The sequence below is a fragment of the Microbacterium forte genome, assembly GCF_031885415.1.
GTDB classification, from domain to species: domain Bacteria; phylum Actinomycetota; class Actinomycetes; order Actinomycetales; family Microbacteriaceae; genus Microbacterium; species Microbacterium forte.
This window is the reverse complement of the sequence record NZ_CP116871.1, coordinates 1,321,051-1,344,588: the sequence shown is the minus strand read 5'-3', so window position 1 is coordinate 1,344,588 and position 23,538 is coordinate 1,321,051. Positions and strand designations below refer to the sequence as shown.

The window sequence follows — 23,538 nt, the reverse complement described above, 5'->3', positions numbered from 1 at the left end:
ACGACGACGTTGTATACGATCCGTGCCGTGATGTTATCACCGGCACCGTCCAGAGGGCGAGGCTTCTATGATGTGGGCGGAGGCCAGCGATGCGATATCTCGGTGACAAGGTCATGCAGGTCCTGCGTCAGCTGCGGGGACCCGACACGGCGGATGCGGTGTTCGAAGCCACCGCGCTGATCGTCGGGGCGGTGTTCTTCGTGCTCGGGTTCGCGATCGGGTGGCCGGTCTTCTGGGGCCAGGAGATGGCGATCAGCGGCACCGGCTCGATCGGAGCGTTCGCAGCTTATGGGGGTGCGATCACCGCGGTGCTCGCCTTCGCGCTCGGCCGCCTCGTCGTCAGGCCCGCGACGATCGCGCCGGACGGCACCCGCGACGGATTCAGCGTTCCGGGGGATCGGTTGCGCTGGTACGACCTGGCCGCGATCGCCTTCGCGCATGCAGCCATCGCCTACCTGGGGTGGCTCGGCATCGCCGAGCTGCTCGAGCGCAGCTTCACCGACGCCCCGGTCTTCGCGTTTCCGGGCGCGGTCCTGGTGGCTGTGGCGTTCGCCCTCACCGCCTATGTGACATTCCTCAGCGCCGTGGCGCTGACGCCGACAGTGCTGTCGCTCGTGCTCGCGGTGTTCCTCGTGGTCGGCGCATTCGCCGCGATGCTCGCCTCCAGCGATGTGCACTGGTGGCAGGACAACCTCTCGGCGCTCGGTATGAGCACCAACAGCGCTTCGGCCGCCTTCAACATCACACTGATCATCGCCGGCGTCATGGTCACGACGATCGCGCGCTACGCCACGGCGGGGCTGCCGGTGGACGACCCGATCGATCGGCGCGGCCGCTTCATCGTGCGCGGCGGTCTGATCCTGATGGGCATCTTCCTCGCGTGCGTCGGGATCTTCCCCGTCGACGAGTTCTTCCTCGTGCACAACACGGTGGCCACCGGCATGGTCGTCGTGTTCGCGGTCGTCGTGGTGGGTCTGCCGTGGTTCCTGCGCACGATCCCTCGGGTCTTCGTGGCGTTCGGCTGGGCCTACGTGCTGGTGATCATCCTGCTCGCGTCGTTCTTCGCCGTCGGCTACTACAACCTCACAGCGGTCGAGCTGATCGCGGCCGTGCTGATCTTCAGCTGGATCATCGTGTTCCTGCGGACGGCTGGATCGGTCGATCCGGAGCGTCGGCACGAGCCGGTTCCGGCCTGAGAGTCACCTCTTCAGCGCAACGGCTGAGTGGCGTCGGCGGTGCGCTGGAGGGCGTGGATCGTGTGCGCATGTCGGCGCTGCGCGACGCCGACGAACAGGCAGTCGACGACGGCGAGCTGCGCGATCCGGCTGACCATCGCCCCGGCGCGGAGTCGCGGCTCGCGGGCACGAGTCAGCAGGGCGTGATCACAGCTCTCGGTGACGGGTGACGATGATCCTCCCGTGACACCGATCGTGACGCCGGCCGCGGCACGCGCGGTCTGCAGGAAGTGCACGGTCTCGCGGGTCGTCCCCGAGTGCGAGAAGCCGATGGCGACCGTCTTCCTCGCTCCGAGCGATGCGGCGGCGCTCGCCTCGTGAGAGTCGGTGAGCACGATCGCCGCGTGTCCGATGCGGAGCAGCTTGCGGCCGAGGTCGGCAGCTGCCTGCCCGCTCGCTCCGATGCCGAACAGCAGCACGCGATCGGCGTCGTCGATCGCTTCGACCGCAGCGGCGAGGCTGTCGTAATCGAGGTTCGCGATCGTCTCCTCGATGGCCAACAGCTCCAGCGCCGCGAGCTTCGCCGTCGCTTCGCGCAGCGTGTCGGCCGCGGAGATCTCGGAACCGAAACCGGATGCCGCAGGGAACTGCACCGACTCGCGGCCGAGCTCGGTGGCCAGCGCCATTCTCAACGCGGCGTAGCCGTTCACCCCGATCGTGCGGCAGAAGCGGACGACCGAGGCCACCGAGGTGTCGCACCTCGCAGCGATCTCGGTGATCGTGCTGTCGACGACGAGGGTGGGATCGTCGGCGATCGTCCGAGCGATGCGCGCCAGCGACGGCGGCAGCTTCTCGGCCGCTGTCGCGATGGTCGTCTGGATGCTCATGGCTCTCCTGGCGGGGGCGGGTTTCGGTCGTGTGAACAATTCTTTCATGCCCGACCGCTGGTGCGTAGACTATTTCCATGTCTTCTTCGCGAGCCCATGTCGCCGTCGACCTCGGCAAATCGCGATGCCGTGCGGTGATCTCGGGGCCGTGGGGCGCGAACGATCTCCGCCCTCAGCGCCGGCCCGTGTACGACGGCATCGGGGCACCCGGTCTGGCGGCCGCAGACGGCGTCGCCGCAGCACTCGCCGCGATCCTCCCGTTGAGAGAGCGACTCGATGAGCCGATCTCAGACGTCTCGGTGGGCGCTGCGGGAGCCTGGGCGGCCCCCGAGGCCGCATCCGAGCTCGCACACGGGCTCGCCCGAGCGATGCGGGTGCCGGTGTCCGTGACCTCTGACGTCGTGTCCGCCCACGCAGGAGCGCTCGGTGGCGGGGCAGGCGTGCTCCTGATCGCCGGGACCGGCGCAGCGGCCCTCGGCATCGACGGCGAGGTGGCCACCCTCGTCGACGGGTGGGGACCCGAGCTGGGGGATTTCGGCAGCGGATCCTGGTTCGGGCGAGAGGCGCTGCGCGCTGTCCTGCGTGCCTCGGTCGGCCTCGCACCCACGACAGTGCTCACGGATGCCGTGGGCGCGACGATCGGCGGCCCTGCGGCGATTCCCGCCTGGCTCGCGACCGATGGCCCGCTGCCCCGTCGCCTCGCGGCACTCGCACCGCTGGTGCTCGATGCGGCAGAGAGCGGCGACCCCGTCTCGGTGGAGATCGTCGCCGAGGGCGTCCGTCTCCTGGTCGCATCGGCGGTCGCCGCGTCTGCGGACAGCCGAGATGTCGCCCTCCACGGCGGACTCACCGCACATGTCTGGTTCCGCTCGGCACTCGACCGGGCGCTGGGCGCCGCGGGCCGCGCTGTCGCCGCCTCAGCCGGTGACGCCATCGACGGAGCGCTCCTGCTCGCGGAGCGCACTGATCTTCCCCATGAAAGGTTCGTGCATCGTGCCGAATGAACACGCCAGACTGACCGCCCTCCTCGACGTCCTCTCGACGCTCGGCACGGAGGCGTCGACGACGGAGCGGGGCGATCTCGACCTGCTCGAGACAGCCGAGCTCGTGCGGCGCATGAACGCCGAGGATCACCGTGTCCCGACCGCGGTCGGAGAGCGCAGCGCGGAGATCGCTGCAGCCGTCGACGGCATCACCGAACGCTTCCGCGCCGGCGGGCGCCTCATCTACCTCGGGGCGGGCACCGCGGGCCGCGTCGGAGTGCTCGACGCCAGCGAATGCCCGCCGACCTTCGGTACGGACCCCTCGATGGTCGTGGGGTTGATCGCCGGCGGGGAGACGGCTATCCGCGCTGCGGTCGAGAACGCCGAGGACGACGACGAAGCCGCGGCGGCCTCGCTGCAGGAGCTCGGGCTCACCGAGCGCGACACGGTCGTCGGCATCTCGGCGTCCGGTCGCACCCCCTACGTCGTGGGCGGCCTCGAGTTCGCGCGGAAAGTCGGCGCGCTCACCGTCGCGATCGCCTCGAACCCGGCATCCGAGATCGGGGCTGTCGCCGAGATCGCGATCGAGGTCGTCACCGGGCCGGAGTTCATCTCGGGGTCGACGCGTCTGAAGTCGGGAACCGCGCAGAAGCTCGTCGTGAACATGCTCACCACCCTGTCGATGATCAAGCTCGGCAAGACGCACCACGGCGTGATGGTCGACCTGCTGGCCACGAACGAGAAGCTGCACGCGCGCTCGATCCGCACGGTGACCGAGCTCACCGGCGCCGGGGTCGACGAAGCCTCCGCCGCGCTGGACGCGGCCGGCGGCTCCGTCAAGCTGGCGATCCTGATGATCTCCACGGGGGCATCGGCAGATGACTCGGCTCAGGCGCTCGACGAGGCTGACGGAATCCTGCGCGTCGCGATCGCCCGACTCTCTTGAGGGGCACGTTCGCCGCGTGCTTCCGCCAGGGGCTTCCGGATGACGACGACGCGCTGACCTACGACAGCGACGCCGAGGGTCAGTGGTCGCAGGTGCAGGATCCGCCGCCTCCGCAGCATCCTGCATCCGCAGAGACGTGCGCCTGAGACGACTCCGGGACGTCCATCGCGGGGTTCTGATCGAGGAACCCGTTGGGCTTGAACCAGAATCCGGCGTAGTCGACGGGCATGATCGGCCAGTCCTCGGGGCGAGGGAAGTGCGTCAGGCCGAACGTGTGCCACAGCACGATGTCCTCGCCGTCGAGCGATCGGTCTCCGGCGGTGTATTCGGGCAGGCCGGAGCCGCCCTGATGCGCGTTCGGATACCGGCCGGCGGGCCAGATCTGCCCCTGCTCGTGCTGCGTCGCCCACAGGTGCCTGGTCGCGAAGGCTGCTCGCGCCGCCACGGATGACTCGGGGTCGGCCATCAGCAGTGCGGTCGGCTGGGGGATCAGGTGGTACGCGGTCGGGCGCCCGACATGGTTCGTGCGCGATGTGCTCTGCACCTCCCAGGCGCGCGCGACGGACGAGTCGGCATCGCGCTGAGCGGCGGACTCGGTGGAGAGCTGAGTCTCCGACCAGGTGAACGCGTTGCCGAACGGGTTGTCGGGCCCCATGGGGATGCGCTGAGCGTCGATCTCGAACAGGCGGTTCTCGTCGCCGTCGATCGCGACGTCGAGTCGAGCGCAGAACAGGTGCTGGTGCACGGGGGCGAACACCCCTGGGGCGAGCTCGGTGGCGTGCTTCTGCTGCACGCCGGGTTCGCCGGCACCTGCGAACACGATTCCCGTCGCCTTGGCCACGACCTCGATCGAGCCGTCGAGATAGAAGTGCCAGTAGAAGCCGTAGTCGTAGTTGCCGATCGTCGAGAAGTACGACACCACGAAGCGTCGCGAGCGGCGCACATCCGAGCGTCCCGCGAGGTCGGTGTGCTTCCAGAGGATGCCGTAGTCCTCCTCGTGCATGCAGACGACGTTGGGGATGCGCACGGGGTGGCCGTGATCATCGGCGACGTAGCCGTCGAGGTAGCGGATCACGCCCAGGCAGTCGCAACCCAGCTCGAGGTGGTTCGCGTTCTTGCCGAGCAGGTACTCACCGGCATCGAAGTAGCTGATCCAGAAGCGACCTGGCGCGGTGTCGCCGTAGGGCACGACCATCTCGGGCACGCTCGCTCTGCTGAGCACCGAGCGTCCGTCGAACGCGACGTCGTGCAGCACGAGCCCCTCGCGCGCGTTGAAGCTGACCCTCATCGACCAGTTCTCCCACTCGACCAGAGATCCGGTGACGGCGAAGCTCGGCCCCTCCGGCTGGGTGATCTCGATGGGCTTGAGCGTGGTGCGCGCCGCGCCCTGCACCTCGGGGTAGTAGTTGCCGTGACCCGCGGGCACCGGCACATCGCCCTCGTCGTCGATGCGGATGACGCTGCCCGCGGTCAGATCGATGTGCACCACGAGGCCTTCGACCGGATGCGCCCAGGGGGAGTCGTTCTCGTCGTACTTCAGGAACGTGAGCGAGCGGATGACGCGGCGACCCACCTCGTCGGCACGGCCGGTGTAGCCCGGGGCGAGCGGGCCGCAGAACGCGAGCTCCATGTGATCTGCGAGTCCGCGGCGCGTCATCGCCGCCTGCCACTCGGGCGAGGCCTTCGCGATCGCCTCCGCGCGCTCGTACTCCTCCAAGAGGTACTGCGGCTGGCCGTAGGGGGGCGCGTCGTTGGGCACCCTTTCGTTGCGCAGGACCTCGCCGCGGGTGATCGAGACGACCACCTCGGTGGCGACGCCGGTCGCGGTGTCGAGCAGGGTCGCGTCGACCCGCCGGTCGATGGGGGAGCCGGGCGTCCACCCGGCGAGCTCCTGCTTGGTGGGCTCGTCCGGCAGGAGCATCGGCACGCGAACCGTCTCGCCGAGCAGCCCGGCGGATTCGAGCACGGCGCGGGCTGCGGCGATCTCGGCGCCGGTGAGCGGGTCGAGCGGGTGTGGCGCCGGGATCCGGTCGATGGAGACGGGCTGGGGGTGGGACATCGTCGTACCTCACTATTTCGAGCGAGCGCTCAATAAACGGATTGGCTCGATGCTACGACGGTGTGGCGGGGTGCACAAGAGCCTGCTGGCGATCGACTCTGCGCGGAGCGCGAGCGCGGGGTGGGCGCGCCTGGTTCAGGCGCGCCAGGGCGTGAGGATGCTGTCGAGCACTGCGAGATGCGCCTCGGCGCCGCGCGGCTCGGTGACCTCGAGCACCTGCTGCCCGTACGTGATCGATCGGAGCAGCGACATCACCGCCTGCTTCGGCGTGGCATCCGACAGCTCGCCGTCGACGATCGCCTCATCGATGGCCTCGCTGATGCCGTCCTGCCAGGTCGCGAGCGTGGGGGAGCCGGCGTCCGGGGAGGACGCGAGCGTCGCGAGGCGTCCCCAGAATCCGACGACCACGTACGCCTCGGTGCGTGTCTCCGCCTCGACGGGAAGGACTTCCCGCATCAGGGCGTCGAGTCTGGTCAGCCCGCGGAGCCCCGCGGTCACCGATCGGATGCGCTCGTCCGTGCGCCGGGTGATCTCCGCCGCCGCCGCGCGGATCACGTCGTCGAATCCGTCGAAGTAGTGCCAGAGTGAGCCCGTCGCGACGCCGAGCTCCTTGGCCACGGCGCGAGACGACACCGCCTCGTGCCCGTCGCGGGCGGCCACGGCGAGCAGCGCCTCGGCGATCTGCCGGCGGCGCTCATCGTGGTCTACGACGCGGGGCACACGCCCATCCTGGCGCATCCGACGCAGGTATCGCTATTTTGAGCAGTTGATCAATATGATGCGTGTGTGGATCACCTCCTCCCCGCAGCACCGTGGCTGATGGCGCTCGCCGCCGTCGTCTCGGCCGCGGCGTGCGTCGCGGTCTGGCGGGCCGTGCCGTGGCAGGGGAGGCAGAGCGCGCTGATCATGGCCGGCGCGATGATCGTCATCGCAGTGAGCGGCGGCGACGCGATGATCGGTCTCGTGCTCGGGATCGTCCTTCTCGCGTCTGCGATGCTCGGCACGGCAGGCGTGCGGGGAACGCCGGCGGCGGCCACCTGCTGCCACCGCGCGCTGGTGTCGCTTGTGATGGCGATCTGCTCGTTCGAGAGCCTGTCGACGGGCGAGGCGCTGGTCGAGTCGGGCGGCCACGGCGGCCACGGTCTCGACGGAGTCCTCTCGGTGCTCGTGGTGGCGGGGGTCATCGGAGTGGTGCTCTGGACGGTCGTCTCCGAGTGGGTGCTCGTGCCCGTGCATCAGGGCCGGACCGCCCGCCTGCTCACGGTCGAGTCCTGGGCGATGGCGGCGGGAGTCAGCGTGATGTGCGTGGGGTTCTGAATTCGATCGCCGCCTCGATGAGCAGGGCCGCAGGCGGGACGCGTCAGTGCGATCCGCCGAATTCGATCAGCAGCACACCCAGAGCGATCAGGGCGACGCCGATCGCCATCAGCACCGAGAAGTGGTCCTTGAAGATCACACGGCCGAGGATCGCCGTGATGGCGACGCCGGCCGCTGACCACACGCCGTAGGCGACGCCCACAGGCATGCCCATGGCGAGGATGGCTCCGAGCAGGGTGAAGGCGGCGAGGTAGCCGACGACGATCACGGGGATCCACCGCAGGATTCCCTGTCGCGCAGGTGAACGGCGGGCGGAGGCCGCGATTTCTGAACCCCGCCGCGCGGCGCGTACCCTGGAGGCATCCCCCGAAGCTCACCCGGCAATCTCGCGCGCCGGCGACCTCGGCGCGCTCACACATGCAAGGACGCAGATGAACGTAACCGCCGCACCCCATGACGACTGGACGGCGAGAGAAGAGCTGGCCGAGCGGATGATCCCGCTCATCGGCGCACTCAAGCGCGAGCGTGACGTGGTCACCTCGCTCCACGGACACCGACTGCTGGGACTCTCCGCCACCGGCATCGTCGAGGTGCACGACCGAGTGGCGCAGCTCGGGCACGAACGGCTCGCAGTGGATGAGACCCTCGCGGTGCTCGAGGGCGTTCATGACCTCGCCCCGGGTGCATCGTCGCTCGACCTGGCGCGCCTCGTCGCAGGTCACGCCGACAGCGACCTGCCTCTCGACGTCTATCTGGCCGACGCCCTCGCGCCCGCGGTCGGTGCGGTCGCCGCGGCGCCCACCGATGTCGTGCTCTACGGCTTCGGACGCATCGGGCGCCTGCTCGCCCGCATCCTCATCGCGCACAACGGCGGTGGCAGCGGTCTGCGGCTGCGTGCCATCGTCGTGCGCCGAGGCTCGGAGAACGACCTCGTCAAGCGCGCATCGCTGCTGCTGCGCGACTCCGTGCACGGCCGCTTCGCCGGTTCCGTCACGGTCGACGAGGACGCCGACCAGATCATCGCGAACGGCACCCGCATCCAGGTGATCTACTCCGACGACCCCGCGACGATCGACTACACGGCATACGACATCCACGACGCGATCGTCGTCGACAACACCGGGCGCTGGCGCGACGAGGCGGGTCTCAGCCGCCACCTCGAATCCACGGGCGTCGCACGCGTGCTGCTCACCGCCCCGGGCAAGGGCGCACTGAAGAACATCGTGCACGGCATCAACGACGGCACGATCGAGCCCGACGACCGCATCATCACGGCGGCCTCGTGCACGACGAACGCGATCACGCCCGTGCTCAAGGCCGTCGACGAGGCGTACGGGATCGTCCGGGGGCATGTCGAGACGGTGCACTCGTTCACCAACGATCAGAACCTGATCGACAACTTCCACAGCGGTGATCGCCGGGGTCGCTCTGCGGTGCTGAACATGGTGATCACCGAGACCGGAGCAGCGAAAGCCGTCGCACGGGCGCTCCCCGAGCTCGAGGGCAAGCTCACCGGTTCCGCGATCCGGGTGCCTACGCCCGACGTCTCGCTGGCCGTGCTGCACCTGAGCCTCGAGCGCCCTGCAGTCAAGGACGAGCTCAACGACTACCTGCGTCGGGTCTCGCTGCACTCGAAGCTGCGTCAGCAGATCGACTACGTCGAGAGCCCGGAGGTCGTGTCGACGGACTTCGTCGGCTCGCACCGCGCGGGCATCGTCGACGGCCTCGCGACCATCGCCAACGAGACGGACGTCGTCCTCTACGTCTGGTACGACAACGAGTACGGATACTCGTGCCAGGTGATCCGCGTGCTCGAGGTCATGGCCGGCTCGCATCCGATCGTGCTCCCCGAGCGCCGAGAGGTGACGCTGCACGGGTGACGGCGCTGTCGGCGGCACCGGGCATGATGAGGGCATGAAGTCCGCATCCCTTCTGTCCGAGCGTCTGCGCTCGCATCGACTCACGGCTCCCGCGGCCTCGGTGACCGACGCCGCGGCGCACATGCTCGCGGTGCAGAGCCAGGACTTCACCGCCGGACGCTGGGCGCTCGCTGCGCGCACACACAGAGAGCCCACGCTGCACCTGGTCGATCGCGCCTTCGACAGGGGAGACCTGGTGCGTGCGTGGACGATGCGCGGAACCCTGCACATCATCCCGGCCCGCGATCTGCGCTGGGTGCTGTCGGTGACCGGCGACCGACAGCGCCAGCAGGCGGCAGGCAGGCGACGCGATCTCGGGATCGACCGGACGATGGTCGACGCCGCCGTGGCTGCAGTGGTGCCGCGGCTGAGCGACGGCGGCCTCACGCGCGCCGAGATGTTCGAGGTCTTCTCCGGTATCGGCATCGACCCGAGCGGGCAGCGCGGCATCCACCTGCTGAGCGAACTGACCCTCGACGGCCTGATCTGCCAGGGACCGGTCGTCACTCGAGAGCGGGTGAGCCGCGAGCAGCGCTTCGTGCTCGTCGAACAGCACATCCGCGAGCATGCGGCGCCGGACGACCCACTCGCCGAGCTCTTCGTGCGTTACGTCGACGGGCACGGGCCGGTCGGGGTCGCCGACTTCGCGTGGTGGTCGGGGCTCACGCTCGGCCGGTCGCGAGAAGCGCGCGACAGAGCCGCGGGCAGGGTGGTCGAGATCGAGGAGGGCCTGTTCGTGTCGGGCGCTCGCCCCCGTCGCTCGCCCTCCGTCGCCGACGTGCTCGCGCTCGGAGCCTTCGACGAGTACTACATCTCGTATGCCGACCGCACGGCGGTGTGCGCGCCCGAGCATCTCGCGCTGGTCGGACCGGGCAAGAACGGCATGGTGCGGGCGACGATCATCGCTGACGGTCGGGTGATCGGATGCTGGACGCACGCGAGTGCCTCGCTCGGCTCGGCCCCCGAACTCTTCGTGGCGGACGCCGACGACGAAGCGGTGCGCAGCGCTCTCGCGCGATTCACCCGATTCCTCGGCGGCTGATCCGGCCTGCCGTGGCTCAGCTCACTCGCTCGCGTGGCGCCCGAGGAAGTTGTAGACCTCGTTGTCGTCGACGCCGGGGAACGCCCCACGGGGCAGCGGCGAGAACATGTGCGTGTGCACGCGGGCGCTGGGCCAGGCCTTGCCGTTCCACCGGTCGGTGAGGTCGGCGGAGGGGCGGCGGCAGCATGCCTCGTCAGGGCAGGTGGAGACCGCGCGGTCGGCGGTCTCGCGCCCGCGCCACCAGCGGGCGTCATCGAAGGGCACGCCCACCGTGATCGAGAACTCGCCGTCGGTCGATGCGCCGGTCTGCGTCGAGCACCAGAACGTGCCGGAGGGCGTGTCGGTGTACTGGTGGTGCTCGTTCGTGCGGTTCTGCTGCGTGAACGCCGCCCGTGCCTGGAACTTGCGACACACCCGCTGCCCCTCGACGGCGCCGGTGACATCCATCGGCAGGGGCAGATCGTCGTTCTCGTAGACGCGTGTGATCGCGCCGGTGGCATCGACGCGGAGGAAGTGCAGCGACATCCCCAGGTGCTGCGTGAGCAGGTTGGTCATGCGCATCCCGGCGGCTTCATGGGTCACGCCGAACGCATCGCGGAAGTCCTCGACTGCGAGGTTGCGGTCCTTCTTCGCCTGCTGCAGGAAGGCGACCGAGGCCGTCTCGGGCATCAGGCACGAGGCGGCGAAGTAGTTGATCTCGAGCCGCTGCTGCAGGAAGTCGGCGTAGTCGGTCGGCGGCGTGTGGCCGAGCAGGCGGTGCGCCATGGCCTGCAGCGCCATGGAGCGCAGGCCGTGGCCTCCGGGGATCGATGCCGGAGGCAGGTAGATCCGCCCGTTCTCGAGGTCGGTGACCGATCGCGTCGAGTGCGGCAGGTCGTTGACGTAGATCAGCTCGAAGCCGAGCTTCTCCGCCATGATGCTCACCGTGCGGTGGGTGAGGGCCCCCTGCACGTGACCGGCCGACCGCAGCTGCTTCTCAGCGAGCCTCTCGATGTCTGCGAGGTAGTTGTTCTGCGCGCGCATCCGCAGGCGCAGTTCGGTGTTCGCGCGCCTGGCCTCTTCGGGAGTCGCGATCGCCTCGCGCTCTCGGCGCTGCAGCTCGCGGTGCAGGCCGAGCAGCGACTCGATCGTGTCGTCGCTCATCCCCTTGGTGACGCGCACCGGGGCGATGCCGAGCTGCCGGAACACCGGGCTCTCCTGCGCGCGCTCGAGCTCGATCTCGAGAGCGGCGCGTCGGTTCGGCGGCTCGCCGGAGATGAGATCGGTGACCTCGGTGCCCGTGGCCAGCGCGATGGCCTGCAGCAGAGAGAGCTTCGGCTCTCGCTTGCCGTTCTCGATCAGGCTCAGCTGCGACCCCGCGACGCCGACGAGCGCGCCCAGCTCATCGAGCGTGAACCCCTTGTCGAGGCGGTGGTGCCTGATTCGGTGGCCGAGGGTCGCGAGGTGGATGCCGGAAGGAGCCATTCCTTGATCCTATCGAAAGAACTGCGATTCTTATCGCATGAAATGACGAAAAGTCGGGTGTGAACCAGAAGAAGATGGAGGAAACGCCCCTCACTTCAAAGGAGTAGTCATGGCGATCGCCGAAGTCTTCACCCCCCGAGCATCATCTGTCGCACCTGTGCGCACCTTCGGGACGGCTCCGACGTATGACACCCCTGCGATGGCTGAGCTCGCCGCCTGGGTCGATGAGATCGCGGCTCTCACACAGCCGGCGTCCATCCACTGGGTCGACGGCTCGCGAGCCGAGAATGACTGGCTGCTGCGGGGGCTCGTCGACGAGGGCAAGCTGATCAAGCTCAACCCCGAGTGGCGTCCCGGTTCGTACCTCGCCCGCTCGCACCCCAGCGATGTCGCCCGCACCGAGGGCCGCACCTACATCTCGTCGGAGAACGAGGAGGATGCCGGTCCGACCAACAACTGGGCGCCTCCCGCGCAGATGCGCGAGAAGATGACCGAGATCTTCGAGGGCTCGATGCGAGGCCGCACGATGTTCGTCGTGCCGTTCTCGATGGGGCCGGTCGGCGGGCCGCTCTCGCACATCGGCGTCCAGGTCACCGACAGCGCCTACGCAGTGGCATCCATCGGCATCATGACCCGCGTCGGTGACGCGGTGACCCGTCAGATCGCCGAGGGCGCGCCCTGGGTCAAGACCGTGCACTCGGTCGGCGCACCGCTCGCCGAGGGAGAGCCCGATGTCGAGTGGCCGTGCAACGACGACAAGTACATCGTGCACTTCCCCGAGACGCTCGAGGTCTACTCGTTCGGCTCCGGCTACGGCGGCAACGCGATCCTCGCCAAGAAGTGCTTCGCATTGCGCATCGCCTCGGTCATCGCCCGTGACGAGGGCTGGCTGGCCGAGCACATGCTGCTCATCCGCGTGATCGATCCGGCGGGCAAGGCCTACCACGTGGCTGCGGCGTTCCCGTCGGCGTGCGGCAAGACGAACCTCGCCATGCTGCGCCCGACCATTCCGGGGTGGCGCGTCGAGACCCTCGGAGACGACATCGCGTGGATCCGACCGGGCGAAGACGGTCGCCTCTGGGCGATCAACCCCGAGGCAGGGTTCTTCGGCGTCGCGCCGGGCACGGGTGAGTCGACCAACGTCACGGCCGTCGAGACGCTCTGGGGCAACACGATCTTCACGAACGTCGCGCTCCGCCCCGACGGGGACGTGTGGTGGGAGGGCCTGACCGATCAGGCTCCGCCTCACCTCGCCGACTGGGAGGGCAACGCATGGACGCCGGACTCCGGTCGCCCCGCCGCGCACCCGAACTCGCGCTTCACGGTCTCGGCCGCCCAGTGCCCGCAGATCTCGGAGGACTGGGAAGAGGCGGTGCCGCTCGACGTCATCCTCTTCGGCGGACGACGTGCGACCAACGTGCCGCTCGTGGTCGAGGCCACGGACTGGACTCATGGCGTGTTCCTCGGATCCAACATCTCGTCGGAGCGCACGGCGGCCGCCGAGGGCACGGTCGGGGAACTGCGTCGGGATCCGTTCGCGATGCTTCCGTTCTGCGGCTACAACATGGCCGACTACTTCGGCCACTGGCTGAAGGTCGGACGGGGCCTGCGGTTCGACCGCGCACCCCGCATCTTCCAGGTCAACTGGTTCCGGCGCGGTTCGGACGGGCGCTTCCTGTGGCCCGGATTCGGCGACAACTCGCGCGTCGTCGACTGGATCATCCGTCGCGTGTCGGGCGAGGTGTCGACGATCGACAGCCCGATCGGTCGGCTGCCGCTGGTCGAGGACCTCAATCTCGACGGCATCGACGTGCCGGAGGCCGACCTCGAGGAGCTCTTCTCGATCGACACCGAAGCCTGGAAGACCGAGGCCGACCTCACCGAGGAGTTCTACGACACCTTCGGAGACAAGGTGCCTGCCGCGCTGCGCGCCGAGCTCGCCTCGCTGCGCTACCGCCTCGACAGGGCCTGACAGACCGGGCGCCGGTTCGGGGGAGCCGGCGCTCTACACTCCAGATCCCCCTACCCCCAGACCGCGAAGGCGGGATGGCTGAGGCGAACCCATGGCTGAGTGGTCTCTGACATCCCGCCTTCGCGCATGTGTGTGCGCGAGGTGACCCTGGTCAGGCGAGGAGCTGGTGCCGCGCCAGATCGCGGTAGAGCGGCGTCGACTCGATCAGCTCGGCGTGAGTGCCCTGACCGACCACGGCGCCGTCCTGCAGCACCACGATGAGGTCGCTGTCGACGACGGTCGACAGTCGGTGAGCGATGACGATGAGCGTGCGATCGGTCGACACCGCGTCGATGGCTTCGCGCATGCGCTGCTCGTTCACGCCGTCGAGAGACGACGTCGACTCGTCGAGCAGCAGGATCGGCGCATCGGTGAGCAGGGCGCGGGCGATCGCCAGACGCTGACGTTCTCCGCCCGAGAGCATCACGCCGTCTTCCCCGACGGGGGCCTCGAGTCCCAGCGGGTCGCGTTCGAGCACGTCGCCCAGGTTCACGGCGCGAAGCACCTGCTCGCAGTCCTCATCCGAGGCGTTCGGCGAGGCGAGACGCAGGTTGTCGCCGAGGGTCCCGGCGAGCGTGGGGGCATCCTGCTCGACATAGCCGAACTGCGCGCGCAGCTCGTCGCGCGGATAGGTGCGCGAGTCGTGGCCGTAGAGGCGGATCGACCCGCCCGTCGGGTCGTAGAAGCGCTCGACGAGGGAGAGGATGGTGCTCTTGCCTGCACCGCTGGGGCCGACGAGCGCGACGCGAGCACCGCGGGGCACTGCGAACGAGACTCCGCGGAGGACCTCACGCTCTGCCGTGACAGCCGAGTCGTCCGTCGGCTCGAGGTGCGCATCGGCGAGAAGCGTCTGCGCCTCCTTCGCGGCCGCCAGGCGTGCGGCGACCACGTTCTCGGGGTAGCGGAAGCGCACGTCGCGGAACTCGATCGCGGGGGCGAGAGGGTCGGCGGTGTCGCGCGGGAAGGACGCGGCGATCTCCGCATCGTGCTGGGTCTCGATCGGCAGGTTCAGCACTTCCTGGATGCGACCGAGAGCACCGAGCGCCTGGTTCACCGAGGTGATCGCGCCGAACGTGGTCGCGAGCGGCATCACGAGCATGAACAGGAACAGGATGAACGTGATCAGCGACGCGATGGTGATGGTGCCGGCCGCGACCCTGAAGCCGCCGACGCCGAGCACGACGAGCAGTGAGACCTGCAGCGCGACTCCCGCGATCGGAACCACGAGCGAGGAGATCTTGGCGATGCGCACGCCGATGCCGTAGGCCTCGGAGGCGAGGGCCGACACCGTCTCGGTCTCGCGTTCCGTCGCACCGGAGGCGCGCACGGTGCGGATCGAGCCGACCGCGCGCTCGACGCCCGAGGCGAGCTCGCCGACCTTCTCCTGCTGGGCGGTGGATGCCGTGCGGATGCGGCCGCTGAGCGCGGTGACGACGACGACCGAGGCGCCGATCACGACGACGATGAGCAGCAGCAGCACGGGGTCGATCACGAGCATCGCTATGAGAGCGCCGAGGAACAGGATCGCGCTGCCGACGGCATCCGCCAGTCCCTGCGTGAGCACGGCGTAGAGCAGCGTCGTGTCGGTGCCGACGCGCGACACCAGGTCGCCGGTGCGTCGGGCGTCGAACTCGCTGATCGGCAGGTGCAGGATGCGCGAGATCAGCTTGCGCCTGCTGGAGTACACGACCGCGGTGCCGGTGCGCTGCAGCAGGTAGTGCTGGTAGCCGGAGATGATCGAGGACACGATCACGAGACCGACGAGGGCCCAGACCAGGATGCCGAGTCCCTGATCGGACTGCACGGCTTCGATGAGCTGACCCACCAGCAGTGGTTGGGCGAGCGACGTGGCGGCTCCGAAGACGCTGAGCACCGCGACGACGATGAGCGTGCGCTTGTGCTCGAAGAGGAAGGGGAGGAGCTGGCGGAAGGTGGCGCGCGGACCGTCGTGCTGCGCGCCGCGTCCGCGTCGGCGTGATGTCGCCGTGCTGGACATGCGGAACCTCGTTCTGAAAGGGGGTAGTTCGACCGTACTTCGTGCGAGGACGGATTCTGTGGATGGGCTGTATGCGTTTCAGTGCTTGCCGAATCGGCGGTGCGCCGCCTGCTTCGAGACACCGAGTGAGCTCGCGATCGCCTGCCACGAGTACCCGAGATTGCGCGCGCGTCTCACCTGGGTCTCTTCGGCGCGGGCCAGTTCACTGCGCAGGGCGGCGAGGCGGTGGAGCTCGGACAGTGGCTCGCCGCCGTCATCCTGGGCGATCGCGGTCTTCATGGTCATCGTGAACCTCCTGCGTCAATATTGGTTGACGGTGCAGCAGATGTCAACATAAATTGACGGATCGCGCGGCGTGCGCGATGCGAGACTGGACCGATGCTGTCTGCATCGAAACCCGTCCCCGGCGACCGAGTCGCCGTCCTGTCGCCCGCCTTCGCTGCTCCTGCGGTCGCGCCTGAGATCCACGAGCAGGCTCTCCGACGACTCGAGCAGCTGACCGGACTGATCCCGGTGGAGTATCCGACCACCAGGCAGCTCGACGCGAGCCCTGAAGCCCGGGCCGCCGACGTCAACGCGGCCTTCGCCGACCCCGGCATCCGCGCGATCCTCGCGACGATCGGGGGCGATGACCAGATCCTGGTGGTGCCGCACCTCGACGCCGCACTCGCTCAGGCCGATCCCAAGCCGTTCCTGGGCTACAGCGACAACACCAACATCCTCAACTGGCTGTGGGGGCTTGGCATCCGCGGCTACTACGGAGGGTCCACGGCAGTGCACCTGGGGCCTGGGCCGGCGGTCGACGACGTGCATCTGCGCTCACTGCGCGCTGCGCTGCTCGACGGCGGCACGATCGAGATCACCGAGCCAGGCGAGTCGGAGGACGTGGGACGGCGCTGGACAGACCCCCTATCGCTCACCGAGTACGGCGACCGGATCGCGACCGATGAGTGGGCCTGGGCCGGGCCGGCATCGCGCGTCGAGGGACGCACGTGGGGCGGGTGCCTCGAGAGCATCGACGCGCTCGCGCTCGCAGACCGGCTGCCCACGACATACGACCTGCGCGGCGGCATCCTGCTGCTGGAGACCAGCGAGGAGCGTCCGCCGGCGAGCTGGGTGGCACGCTGGATGCGCGGTTTGGGAGAGCGCGGGATCCTCGATGCCGTCGCGGGCGTGGTCGTCGCGCGTCCGCCGGTGAGCGACTTCGAATTCCTGCCGTCGCCGGCAGAGGCCGATGCGCTGCGCGCGGCGCAGCGAGACGCCGTCATCGAGACGGTCTCGCGGTACAACCCCGACGCGGTCGTCTGCGTGGGCGTGCCGTTCGGTCACACACGGCCCCAGTGGATCGTTCCCTACGGGGGGACGATGGCGCTCGACGGGTCGACGCGGACGATCACCGCCTCCTACTGAGCCCGACGACCACCCCGAGCACCCGAAAGGGCGGCACCCCCGAGGAGGTGCCGCCCTTTCGCGTGAAGTGACGTGTCAGAGTTCGACGGCCGCCGCGACTCCGAGGTCCTCTTCGTAGTCGTTGTCCTTCGTCTCCTTCGACAGGAGCAGCGCGATGAACGTCAGCACTCCCATCGCCGACAGGTAGAGACCGACGAGCCACGGGGCGCCGTCGCCGAGTTCCCAGAGCCACAGCGCGATGAGCGGGGCCACGGCGGCGCCGAGGATCGAGGAGACGTTGTACGAGATCGCGGAGCCCGTGTAGCGGACGTTCGTCGGGAACAGCTCGGGAAGCAGCGCGCCCATCGGACCGAACGTCGCGCCCATGAGCATGAAACCGAACACGAGGAACGCCTGCGCGAGTGCGCCCGTGAACTTCGGGTCCATCGCAGGCAGCAGGAAGGCGTTGAACGTGAAGCCGAACACGATGATGAGCCCGGTGACCCACAGGAGCAGCTTGCGTCGGCCGACCGAATCGGCGATCGGCCCGGAGAGCAGGGTGAAGATGCCGAAGAACACCACGCCGACGATCTGCATCAGCACGAAGTCGGTGTAGGCGAATCCGAGACCCGGATAGAACTGCGCGGCGAAGGCCGACGCGTCGAAGTCCTTGCCCGTCGCCTCGGCAGCGGCCTGCGCGGCGGCGGACGCCGTCTCGAGCGTGGCCGGCTTGGTGCCGTACGCCAGGGTGAAGTTCGTCATCAGGTAGAACAGCACATAGGTCGCCAGCATGATGAACGTGCCGAGGATCAGCTGCTTCCAGTGGTGGCGGAACACGGTCGCGAGGGGCAGCTTGCGGATCGCACCCTTCTTCTCGGCCTTCTTGAAGGTGTCGGACTCGACGAGCTTGAGTCGGACCCACAGGCCGATGATGACCATGACGGCAGAGAAGAGGAACGGGATGCGCCAGCCCCACGACAGGAAGGCTTCGGACTTGAGCGCGGGGTTCTCGGAGTGCGGCAGCAGCCAGTTGATGCCGAGGAAGAGGAAGTTCGCGATGATGAAGCCGAGCGGCGCTCCCAGCTGCGGGAACGTGCCGTACCAGGCGCGCTTGCCCCGGGGTGCGTTCTCGGTGGCGACCAGCGCGGCCCCCGACCACTCGCCGCCGAGCGCGAAACCCTGAGCGAGACGCAGGATGAGCAGCAGGAGAGCCGCCCACCAGCCGATCTGCTGGAACGTGGGCAGAAGCCCGATGATGAACGTCGCGATGCCCATCGTGAGCAGAGAGGCGACGAGCGTGGCCTTGCGGCCGAACTTGTCGCCGAAGTGACCGAAGACCACCGCGCCGATCGGGCGGGCGACCATCGCCGCACCGAACACCGCGAACGACGACAGCAGCGAAGTGGTGTCGTTGCCCGTGGGGAAGAAGAGCACCGGGAACACGAGCACGGCCGCTGTCGCATAGGCGTAGAAGTCGTAGAACTCGATCGTGGTGCCGACGAGGCTCGCCGTGATGACGCGCGAGCGCGGATTCGCGGGCGCTGTGGTCGTACTCATGCTGCTCCTTAGATCCATGGCCCGGTATACCAAGGCACCGAGAGATCCTACGCCTTCCTGAACGTTTGCTGGGTGCGTGTGACGTCCGCGGGGCGCGCGTGCGTAGAGTCGGAGACGGATGCTGATGCCCGGGGCGAGGGGAAGACCGTGACGACGAGACTGCTGCTGATCGCCGACACCCACGTTCCGAAGCGGGCCAAGCGGCTCCCCGACGCCGTGCTGCGGGCGGTCGACGACGCCGACATCGTGATCCACGCGGGGGACTGGGTCGACCTCGCGACGCTGGATCTGCTCGAATCCCGCTCGCGGGTCCTGCATGGCGTCTACGGCAACAACGACGGCCCCGAGCTGCGCGAGCGCCTGCCCGAGATCGCTCGCTTCACCGTCGAACAGGTCGACGTCGCGGTGGTGCACGAGACCGGCCAGCGGCAGAAGCGCGAGGAGCGGATGGATGTCGCGTTCCCCGGCGTGGATCTGCTCGTTTTCGGGCACTCGCACATCCCTTGGGACACGGTCGCCCCCTCCGGGATGCGCCTGATGAATCCCGGGTCGCCGACCGATCGGCGCCGTCAGCCGGTCTGCACGATGATGCGGGTCACGATCGACGAGCGGCGGATCGATGCCACGCTCGTGCCGCTCGCATGAACGCCTCACCTGGCGGAAGCCACGATGCAGAGGTGCCCTCGGCATACCGCGCTCCGATGCGCTCGCGCGACGACGACGTGAGCGACGGCCCGGCTGTCGAGCGGGCACTGGAGCTCGGCGTGTGCGGAATGGGCGGCAGACTCGACGACGTACCGCACTCGATCGCCGATGCGCTCGCCGCGGTGGACGCGGTCTACGGAGAGCGGATGGCACGCCGACTCGAGCGGTTCGCATCGGTCGCCGAGGGCGTCTTCGTCTGGACGCGCGACGCCGATGGCCTCCTCTGGCTGGGACGGATCACCGGACCGTGGCGCTACGACGCCTCGGCCGACGCGCGGGATGTCGACCTCGTGCACGTGCGCGCGTGCGACTGGCTCGATCGTCCGATCGAGGCGGCCGCGGTGCCTCCCGGCGTGCACGAGGCCTTCGCGCGCGGCGGTCGCAACTGGCAGAGCATCACCCGAGCCGACGCCGCTCGTCTCACGGCAGCCGTCTGGAAGTCCCGACGCAGCCGGCAGTGAGCCGTTCAGTCGGCCTGGCGCAGGTCGCGGACGATCGCGTCGTATCGGGTGAGGAACGCCCGTTCGTCGAGTCGCTTGCGTCGCATCCACGACGTGACCTCGTCGTTGCGCTTGCTCGCGTTGCACGACCCGCATGCAGGAACGACGTTCTCGACGGTGTACCGCCCGCCTCGCGAGATCGGCATCACGCAATCGCGTTGCAGTGCGATGTCGCCCGCTCCGCAATACGCGCATCCTCCCCAGGCCTCTCGCAGCGAAGCCCACTGCTCGACGGTGAGGTCGTTGTCCGCCCGCGCCACGCGGCCCTGGCGCCGCTTGGCATAGCGCGCGCGAGCGGCAGGTGAGGGAGTGGAGAACCTTCGACGCGGCACAGACACACGGTACCGGGTCGAGTCGCCCCCGGAGGGCTATTCCTCGGTGTCGCCGAGGTCGAGCGACGGGACGAAATCGGCGGTCGCGTCGAGCAGGTGCTCGAGTTCGAGGACGACGAGTCGGTTCGCTCCTGTCTTCGTGGCGGGCGCGGGCACGAAAAGGGTGCGCTGCGGGCCGTTTCGCCAGTATCGACCGAGGAAGAAGCCGTTGACGAACGCGTAGCCCTTGCTCCAGGCGGCGGTGTCGAGGAACAGGTCTGCGGGGGCATCGAGGTCGAAGTCCGCCACCCATGCCGACGGACCGGTCGTCGCCGCGGCGGACGCGTCTGCGGCGCGGGATCCGATCTCCGCAGCCAGGGCCGCGACGTCGAGCGGTGTCGAGTGCCAGCCGGTCAGCGCAACACCGTCGAGTGCAGGAGCGCCGATGAGGCCCTTCTGCTCGCCGAGCCGGTGGTCGTAGTTCACCCTGCCGCCCTCTTCGACGAGGATGCTGAGCGTACGCCCCGCGGGGATCCGCAGAGAACGGTCATGACGGGTGCGCGAGAGGGTGCCGACGGGCTGGCCGTCGACGCTCACCCAGGCGAGGTCGCGAACCTCCTCGAGGACGAGCTGCCCGCCCCGGCCCTCGGGCAGGGAGACGTCGTAGCGGACCAGGGCGCTCAGGTGCTCCAGCTCGTCGAACGTGACGGGCTTTGACGACGAGGGAGCGCTCGCCGCAGCATCCGTCCATGCACCGGCCGCGCTCAGCGGCACCGAGAAGACCGGCGCGGGCTCGGCGGCGGCCGGAAGCTCATCCGGCACCGGGGCGTACTTCGCGATGACGTCGCGGAATGCGAAGAACTTCGCGGTCGGGTTCCCGGCCTCGTCCAGAGGCGCGTCATAGTCGTACGACGTGACGATGGGCAGGTAGCGCCCCTTGTGGTTGGCGCCGTTCGTGAGGCCGAAGTTCGTGCCGCCGTGGAACATGTAGATGTTGACCGACGCGCCGGCAGCGAGCAGCTCGTCGAGGTCGGCGGCGGCGGCGGTGACCTCGGTGGTGTGATGCACGCCGCCCCACCAGTCGAACCATCCGTCCCAGAACTCCGAGCACATCAGTGGACCCGTGGGCTGGTGGCTGCGCAAGGTCGCGAGGCGCTCCGCGCTGCGCGAGCCGAACGAACCGGTCTTGTGCAGCTCGGGAAGGCTGCCGTCGTCGAGCATCTGATCGGTGGGCTGGTCGACGGTGGTGAGGGGGACCGTGATGCCCGACTCGCGGGTCAGCGCGACGAGCGCCTGCAGGTACGCCTTGTCGGAGCCGTATGCGCCGTACTCGTTCTCGATCTGCACGAGCACGACCGAGCCGCCGCGGTCGATCTGCCGCGGAGCGACGACCTCGTAGACCCGACGGAGGTACTCGCTCACATCGGCCAGGAAAGTGGGCTCGGACGAGCGCAGCTCGCGCTCGCCCGCGGTGAGCCAGTTCGGCAGACCGCCGTTGTGCCATTCGGCGCAGATGTAGGGGCCGGGGCGGACGATCGCGTCCATGCCCTCGGCCTGGATGAGGTCGAGGAAGCGCCCCAGGTCGTTCCACCCCGTGGCATCCCACTCGCCCCGGCGGGGTTCGTGGGCGTTCCAGGCCACGTACGTCTCGATCGTGTTGAGCCCCATCAGGCGGGCCTTGCGGATGCGGTCCTGCCACTGGTCGGGGTGCACCCGGAAGTAGTGGATGGCGCCGGCGATCACCTGGTGGGGGAGCCCCGCGCGGAGGAAGTCGGTCTCGCCGATGGAGAAGGAGGTCACGATGTGGTGCTTTCGATGGGAGGGCCGAACGGGGAGGGAGTCCCCGTCCGGCCCGGACGTGCGATTACTGGTTGACGGCGAAGCCCTGCGAGTTGCCGTACTCGACCAGCGCGTCCTGCCAGGTCACCAGCCCCTCGTTCAGGTCGGTGCCGTTCTGGTACGACTGGCCCACGGTGTCGCCGAAGATGCTGTTGCCGTAGACCTGGTAGGGCAGGTAGCTCCAGCCTTCGACGACGTCGTCGGCCGCAGCCGCGAGGACCTCGTTGATCTTCTGGCCGCCGAAGTACTCGGGAGCGTCGGCGAGGAACTCCTCGCTCGAGAGCTCCGCCGTGGTCGACGGGAAGCCGCCCGACTCGAGGAAGGTCGAGATGCTGTCCTCCGAGTTGTTCAGCCACCACAGGAATCCGGCTGCGAGCTCCGGGTTCTTGCTCTGCGTCGTCACGGCCTGGCCGCCGCCGCCGTTCTCCGCCGTCGCAGGGGTGCCGTCGTAGGTCGGCATCGGCGCGACGCGCCAGTCTCCGGCTCCGTCGGGAGCGCCGGTGATCAGGTTGCCGGGCATCCAGGCGCCGATCACGAGGGTGGCGAGGCTGCCGTCGCCGAGGGCGCGGAACCACTCGTCGCTCCAGCTGCCGTAGGGGGCGAGCAGATCCTCCTCGACGAGGCGGTTCCAGTTCTCGGTCCACTTCTTCGAGCCGTCGTCCTGCAGGTCGATCGTGACATCCGTGCCGGAGGTCTCGAACGGCTTGCCGCCGGCCTGCCAGATCATCGAGGTCGCGAAGCCGGCGTCGCCGGTGTCGTTCGTGATGTAGGCGTTCGGGTTCGCGGCGTGGATCGCCTTCGCGGCCTCGTAGTACTCGTCCCAGGTGGTGGGCACCGTGACGCCCGCGGCGTCGAACACGGCCTTGTTGTAGAACAGCGCCATGGGGCCGGAGTCCTGCGGCAGCCCGTAGATGGCGTCGCCGTCGGTGACGGAGTTCCACGTCGACGCCGTGTAGTCGTCCTCGAAGTCGGCGAAGCCGTACTGCGAGAGGTCGACGAACGCATCGGTGAGGGCGAACTGGGGGAAGGCGTAGTACTCGATCTGCACGACGTCGGGGGCGCCGGAGCCTGCCTTGATCGCATTCTGCAGCTTGGTGTACTCCTCGTTGTTGGTGCCCGCGTTGACCACGTTCACCGTGACGTTGGGGTACTCCTTCTCGAAGGCCTCGACCTGGGCTTCGGCCGAGGGGGTCCACGACCAGTACGTGATCTCGCCGCCCTTCTCGAGCGCGGCCTCCACGGAGTCGAACGAGCCGTCGCCGGCAGCGCTGCCGCCTGAGCCGGTGTCGCCGGTGCTGCAGCCGGCCAGCGCGAGCGCTGCCACGGTTCCGGCCGCGAGCACCGTGAGAGTGCGCCGTGCGGCGGGTGAGGGAAGGTGCTTCATTGCTGTGTCCTTTCGGGGGTGCGGTCCAGCATCGGACCGACGTGTGCGGTGCGG

At 68.8% G+C, this 23,538-nt stretch carries 21 protein-coding genes; 10 read left to right on the top strand and 11 right to left on the bottom strand.

Annotation, left to right across the window (positions count from 1 at the left end; translation table 11 throughout):
• Window positions 1-89: 89 nt before the first annotated feature.
• Window positions 90-1,196, top strand: coding sequence for a DUF998 domain-containing protein (locus OB895_RS06600; RefSeq protein ID WP_042542117.1), 1,107 nt, complete (start codon window positions 90-92; stop codon window positions 1,194-1,196).
• A gap of 11 nt (window positions 1,197-1,207) precedes the next feature.
• Here the strand turns inward: OB895_RS06600 and OB895_RS06595 are convergent, their stop codons facing one another.
• A complete protein-coding gene (locus OB895_RS06595) occupies window positions 1,208-2,062 on the bottom strand; it encodes a MurR/RpiR family transcriptional regulator (protein ID WP_042542116.1) in 855 nt (284 codons plus the stop codon).
• Window positions 2,063-2,139: 77 nt separating this feature from the next.
• Here OB895_RS06595 and OB895_RS06590 point away from each other — a divergent pair, with 77 nt between their 5' ends.
• Together OB895_RS06590 and murQ are read left to right on the top strand one after the other, a co-directional pair.
• Window positions 2,140-3,066 carry a BadF/BadG/BcrA/BcrD ATPase family protein gene (locus tag OB895_RS06590; protein ID WP_311879545.1) on the top strand — a complete coding sequence of 309 codons (927 nt, stop codon included), beginning with the start codon at window positions 2,140-2,142 and terminating at the stop codon, window positions 3,064-3,066.
• On the top strand, window positions 3,056-3,991 hold the full coding sequence (murQ, locus tag OB895_RS06585) for an N-acetylmuramic acid 6-phosphate etherase (RefSeq protein ID WP_042542114.1): 936 nt from the start codon (window positions 3,056-3,058) through the stop codon (window positions 3,989-3,991). The genes OB895_RS06590 and murQ overlap by 11 nt, the downstream gene beginning before the upstream one ends.
• Before the next feature lie 79 nt (window positions 3,992-4,070).
• On the opposite strand, the gene OB895_RS06580 is transcribed toward murQ, so the two are convergent.
• Window positions 4,071-6,050 (bottom strand): primary-amine oxidase, encoded by a 1,980-nt coding sequence (locus tag OB895_RS06580; RefSeq protein ID WP_311879544.1) that lies wholly within the window; start codon window positions 6,048-6,050, stop codon window positions 4,071-4,073.
• Window positions 6,051-6,185: 135 nt separating this feature from the next.
• A complete protein-coding gene (locus OB895_RS06575) occupies window positions 6,186-6,770 on the bottom strand; it encodes a TetR/AcrR family transcriptional regulator (RefSeq protein ID WP_311879543.1) in 585 nt (194 codons plus the stop codon).
• 66 nt (window positions 6,771-6,836) lie between these two features.
• Between OB895_RS06575 and OB895_RS06570 the strand changes: the two genes are divergently transcribed.
• On the top strand, window positions 6,837-7,367 hold the full coding sequence (locus OB895_RS06570; RefSeq protein ID WP_311879542.1) for a hypothetical protein: 531 nt from the start codon (window positions 6,837-6,839) through the stop codon (window positions 7,365-7,367).
• A 43-nt stretch (window positions 7,368-7,410) separates the two neighbouring features.
• On the opposite strand, the gene OB895_RS06565 is transcribed toward OB895_RS06570, so the two are convergent.
• Window positions 7,411-7,635, bottom strand: a complete 225-nt coding sequence (locus OB895_RS06565; protein WP_376708828.1) for a DMT family transporter — start codon at window positions 7,633-7,635, stop codon at window positions 7,411-7,413.
• A 163-nt stretch (window positions 7,636-7,798) separates the two neighbouring features.
• On the opposite strand from OB895_RS06565, the gene OB895_RS06560 reads away from it, so the two are divergent.
• Both OB895_RS06560 and OB895_RS06555 read left to right on the top strand, forming a co-directional pair.
• Window positions 7,799-9,247: a glyceraldehyde-3-phosphate dehydrogenase gene (locus tag OB895_RS06560; RefSeq protein WP_042542109.1), complete on the top strand. Its 1,449-nt coding sequence runs from the start codon at window positions 7,799-7,801 to the stop codon at window positions 9,245-9,247.
• Window positions 9,248-9,281: 34 nt separating this feature from the next.
• Window positions 9,282-10,328, top strand: coding sequence for a winged helix DNA-binding domain-containing protein (locus OB895_RS06555; RefSeq protein ID WP_311879540.1), 1,047 nt, complete (start codon window positions 9,282-9,284; stop codon window positions 10,326-10,328).
• A 21-nt stretch (window positions 10,329-10,349) separates the two neighbouring features.
• Here the strand turns inward: OB895_RS06555 and OB895_RS06550 are convergent, their stop codons facing one another.
• A complete protein-coding gene (locus OB895_RS06550; protein WP_311879538.1) occupies window positions 10,350-11,792 on the bottom strand; it encodes a helix-turn-helix domain-containing protein in 1,443 nt (480 codons plus the stop codon).
• Window positions 11,793-11,901: 109 nt separating this feature from the next.
• Here OB895_RS06550 and OB895_RS06545 point away from each other — a divergent pair, with 109 nt between their 5' ends.
• Window positions 11,902-13,764 (top strand): phosphoenolpyruvate carboxykinase (GTP), encoded by a 1,863-nt coding sequence (locus tag OB895_RS06545; protein ID WP_079112466.1) that lies wholly within the window; start codon window positions 11,902-11,904, stop codon window positions 13,762-13,764.
• 151 nt (window positions 13,765-13,915) lie between these two features.
• Here the strand turns inward: OB895_RS06545 and OB895_RS06540 are convergent, their stop codons facing one another.
• Both OB895_RS06540 and OB895_RS06535 read right to left on the bottom strand, forming a co-directional pair.
• Window positions 13,916-15,799 carry an ABC transporter ATP-binding protein gene (locus OB895_RS06540; protein WP_079112467.1) on the bottom strand — a complete coding sequence of 628 codons (1,884 nt, stop codon included), beginning with the start codon at window positions 15,797-15,799 and terminating at the stop codon, window positions 13,916-13,918.
• Between the two features lie 78 nt (window positions 15,800-15,877).
• On the bottom strand, window positions 15,878-16,084 hold the full coding sequence (locus OB895_RS06535; RefSeq protein ID WP_079112468.1) for a transcriptional regulator: 207 nt from the start codon (window positions 16,082-16,084) through the stop codon (window positions 15,878-15,880).
• A gap of 93 nt (window positions 16,085-16,177) precedes the next feature.
• On the opposite strand from OB895_RS06535, the gene OB895_RS06530 reads away from it, so the two are divergent.
• A complete protein-coding gene (locus OB895_RS06530) occupies window positions 16,178-17,209 on the top strand; it encodes a S66 family peptidase (RefSeq protein ID WP_042542104.1) in 1,032 nt (343 codons plus the stop codon).
• A gap of 75 nt (window positions 17,210-17,284) precedes the next feature.
• Here the strand turns inward: OB895_RS06530 and OB895_RS06525 are convergent, their stop codons facing one another.
• Window positions 17,285-18,745, bottom strand: coding sequence for an MFS transporter (locus tag OB895_RS06525; protein WP_042542103.1), 1,461 nt, complete (start codon window positions 18,743-18,745; stop codon window positions 17,285-17,287).
• Window positions 18,746-18,892: 147 nt separating this feature from the next.
• On the opposite strand from OB895_RS06525, the gene OB895_RS06520 reads away from it, so the two are divergent.
• The gene (locus OB895_RS06520; protein WP_042542102.1) at window positions 18,893-19,390 is read left to right on the top strand and encodes a metallophosphoesterase family protein; all 498 of its coding nucleotides are present in this window, start codon (window positions 18,893-18,895) and stop codon (window positions 19,388-19,390) included.
• The gene (locus OB895_RS06515; protein WP_311879537.1) at window positions 19,387-19,911 is read left to right on the top strand and encodes a GAF domain-containing protein; all 525 of its coding nucleotides are present in this window, start codon (window positions 19,387-19,389) and stop codon (window positions 19,909-19,911) included. Before OB895_RS06520 ends, OB895_RS06515 begins: the two co-directional genes overlap by 4 nt.
• A gap of 5 nt (window positions 19,912-19,916) precedes the next feature.
• On the opposite strand, the gene OB895_RS06510 is transcribed toward OB895_RS06515, so the two are convergent.
• The 3 genes from OB895_RS06510 to OB895_RS06500 form a co-directional block, all read right to left on the bottom strand.
• A complete protein-coding gene (locus OB895_RS06510; protein ID WP_079113930.1) occupies window positions 19,917-20,282 on the bottom strand; it encodes an HNH endonuclease in 366 nt (121 codons plus the stop codon).
• A 36-nt stretch (window positions 20,283-20,318) separates the two neighbouring features.
• Complete coding sequence (locus OB895_RS06505; RefSeq protein WP_311879535.1) at window positions 20,319-22,061, bottom strand: glycoside hydrolase family 35 protein; 1,743 nt, start codon at window positions 22,059-22,061, stop codon at window positions 20,319-20,321.
• A gap of 64 nt (window positions 22,062-22,125) precedes the next feature.
• The gene (locus tag OB895_RS06500; protein ID WP_042542099.1) at window positions 22,126-23,484 is read right to left on the bottom strand and encodes an ABC transporter substrate-binding protein; all 1,359 of its coding nucleotides are present in this window, start codon (window positions 23,482-23,484) and stop codon (window positions 22,126-22,128) included.
• Window positions 23,485-23,538 lie beyond the last annotated feature (54 nt).

Excerpts from the sequence above, each read along its gene's own strand:
- OB895_RS06600 (WP_042542117.1), top strand. The coding sequence starts at position 90 with ATGCGATATCTCGGTGACAAGGTCATGCAGGTCCTGCGTCAGCTGCGG.
- OB895_RS06595 (WP_042542116.1), bottom strand. The coding sequence starts at position 2,062 with ATGAGCATCCAGACGACCATCGCGACAGCGGCCGAGAAGCTGCCGCCG.
- OB895_RS06590 (WP_311879545.1), top strand. The coding sequence starts at position 2,140 with ATGTCTTCTTCGCGAGCCCATGTCGCCGTCGACCTCGGCAAATCGCGA.
- OB895_RS06580 (WP_311879544.1), bottom strand. The coding sequence starts at position 6,050 with ATGTCCCACCCCCAGCCCGTCTCCATCGACCGGATCCCGGCGCCACAC.
- OB895_RS06560 (WP_042542109.1), top strand. The coding sequence starts at position 7,799 with ATGAACGTAACCGCCGCACCCCATGACGACTGGACGGCGAGAGAAGAG.
- OB895_RS06555 (WP_311879540.1), top strand. The coding sequence starts at position 9,282 with ATGAAGTCCGCATCCCTTCTGTCCGAGCGTCTGCGCTCGCATCGACTC.
- OB895_RS06550 (WP_311879538.1), bottom strand. The coding sequence starts at position 11,792 with ATGGCTCCTTCCGGCATCCACCTCGCGACCCTCGGCCACCGAATCAGG.
- OB895_RS06545 (WP_079112466.1), top strand. The coding sequence starts at position 11,902 with ATGGCGATCGCCGAAGTCTTCACCCCCCGAGCATCATCTGTCGCACCT.
- OB895_RS06540 (WP_079112467.1), bottom strand. The coding sequence starts at position 15,799 with ATGTCCAGCACGGCGACATCACGCCGACGCGGACGCGGCGCGCAGCAC.
- OB895_RS06535 (WP_079112468.1), bottom strand. The coding sequence starts at position 16,084 with ATGACCATGAAGACCGCGATCGCCCAGGATGACGGCGGCGAGCCACTG.
- OB895_RS06530 (WP_042542104.1), top strand. The coding sequence starts at position 16,178 with ATGCTGTCTGCATCGAAACCCGTCCCCGGCGACCGAGTCGCCGTCCTG.
- OB895_RS06525 (WP_042542103.1), bottom strand. The coding sequence starts at position 18,745 with ATGAGTACGACCACAGCGCCCGCGAATCCGCGCTCGCGCGTCATCACG.
- OB895_RS06515 (WP_311879537.1), top strand. The coding sequence starts at position 19,387 with ATGAACGCCTCACCTGGCGGAAGCCACGATGCAGAGGTGCCCTCGGCA.
- OB895_RS06500 (WP_042542099.1), bottom strand. The coding sequence starts at position 23,484 with ATGAAGCACCTTCCCTCACCCGCCGCACGGCGCACTCTCACGGTGCTC.